The 2,263-nt window shown below is 47.3% G+C and carries 1 protein-coding gene; it reads left to right on the forward strand.

The genetic code is table 11. The features are described from left to right. Window positions 1–59 precede the first annotated feature (59 nt). Window positions 60–2,263 (forward strand): methyl-accepting chemotaxis protein (locus IBX48_RS10330; protein WP_296834268.1); only part of this gene is annotated, 2,204 nt, incomplete at its 3' end.

Consider the following 2,263-nt stretch of genomic DNA (forward strand, 5'->3'; position numbering starts at 1 on the left):
ACTACAACGAAGAACTTATAAGACAGTTCACTTTTCGCTACTAATTCTGGAGGGACAGAATGCGCAACAATCAACCCATCAACAATACCGAATACGACGTAGCTGAAGGCCAAATTTTGGTCTCCAAAACCGACTTAGCTGGCACCATTCTAGAATGTAACGATGCATTTGAAGCCGCCAGCGGTTTTACCCGTGATGAGTTGATTGGACAACCGCATAACATGATCCGTCACCCAGACGTTCCACCTGCGGTTTATGCCGACATGTGGGCGGATTTAAAAGCCGGCATTCCTTGGACTCAGCTGGTAAAAAACCGTCGAAAAGATGGCGGTTTTTATTGGGTTAAAGCCCGTGCCACCCCTTTATTTAAAGATGGCAAAATCGTCGGTTATATGTCGGTGCGTTCGCGCATTGATGCCACCGAAAAGCAAGCCGCCGGCCAAGCCTACCGCGACATTGCCGCTGGTAAGGCCAAAATTAAACACGGTCGCGTTATTTATGGCTTAAACCGCAACAGCTTAAATGCTTTTGCTCACTTTAATCCGGCCATTCAGCTAGGCCTGCTAGGTGTGATATTCGCGCTTATACCAAACCTTCTGGCCTTAACGGGCTCTAGCCTAGTCAACCCGTTATTTAACGAAATTACGTCAATCATCTTGGTGGCGATCTTAATTGGCTACGGCATCAACCTGACCCGCACACAAAAAAGTTCGGTTGAAGCATTACGCCAATTGGCCAGCGGCCAACCACTTGCGGAAGTTAATTATGACCCGGTCACCTATGCGGGTAAACTTCGTAACGCAGTGATTTCCACCAATTTGTCTTTCTTAGAACAGCGTGAAGAAAGTGCTTATCAGCTGGATCGCTCACGCCAGTTGCAAACCGCATTGGATAAGTTGCAAAGTAACGTAATGATGGCGGATGCGAATTACAACATCATTTATATGAACGACCATATTCGAGGCTTTTTATCTGACCGTGAGGCTCGTTTAAAGAAAGCTTTACCTAAATTTGATGCTAAAAACCTAGTCGGCATGAATATTGACGTATTCCATAAAGAGCCATCGCACCAGCGTGCGATGATCTCAAAACTCACCGATTCTTATACCGCCAAGATTAAAGTCGCGGGCTACCATTTTGAACTCACGATGTTACCAATCATTAACCGTGCCGGACTTCGTACCGCCACATTAGTGGAATGGCGTGACCTGACACAAGAGGTTCAATTGCTAGAGAATGTAACGGCAACGGTCGCGCGTGCTCAAAGTGGTTATTTAAGTGATCGAATTGACCTGTCTAAAGTAGATGGTGTGGCAAAAGATTTAAGCCAGTCGATCAATGATCTAATGGATTCGATTGAGGGTGCGATGTCCGATGTTATTCGTGTCACCACCGGCATGGCAGAGGGTGATTTAACTCAAACCATTGAAAACGACTTTGAAGGTGAACTTGGTCAGCTTACACACGCGATTAACAGCTCTATCTCTCGTTTAGATGGCATTGTATCGGTCGCGATTGAAGCCGCCAATGTGGTGGATAGCGCCGCCAAGGAAGTCTCGCAAGGCTCGCATGACTTAAGTGAGCGTGTACAACAGCAAGCCGCCGCACTTGAAGAAACCTCGGCCACCATGGACGAAATGAACTCAGCAATTCAAAACAATACCCAAAATGCCAACCAAGCCGCGAACTTGGCGCAAGACGTGCAAACTAAGGCCACCCAAGGCTCAGGTGTTATGCAGCAAACCATTGAAGCGATGAATTCAATTCAAGCATCAAGCCACAAGATTGCCGATATTGTCAGCTTAATTGACGGTATTGCGTTCCAAACCAACTTGCTGGCTTTAAATGCAGCGGTTGAAGCGGCCAGAGCTGGTGATCATGGACGCGGTTTTGCGGTGGTCGCAGGCGAAGTTCGTGCCTTGGCTCAAAAATCAGCCGAAGCCGCGAAAGACATCAAAAAATTAATTGATGAAAGCGTGGGGCGGATTGATCACGGTACGAAGTTGGCTTCTGAATCGGGTGATATGTTAAAAGCCATTACTGGTTCGGTTAATGAAGTCACCTCGATGATCAACGAAATTGCCAAAGCTTCGGCTGAACAAGCCGCGGGCATTCATCAGGTTCACGATGCGATTACCAGTATCGACCAGGTCACCCAGCAAAATGCCGCCTTGGTAGAAGAAACCACCGCCGCATCCGAAAGCATGAGTGAGCAGGCGCGCAACTTATCAGAAGATATGGCCTTCTTTAAAACCACCGGTAA

It is taken from the genome of Thiomicrospira sp., assembly GCF_014859555.1.
In the GTDB taxonomy this organism is placed as follows: domain Bacteria; phylum Pseudomonadota; class Gammaproteobacteria; order Thiomicrospirales; family Thiomicrospiraceae; genus Thiomicrospira.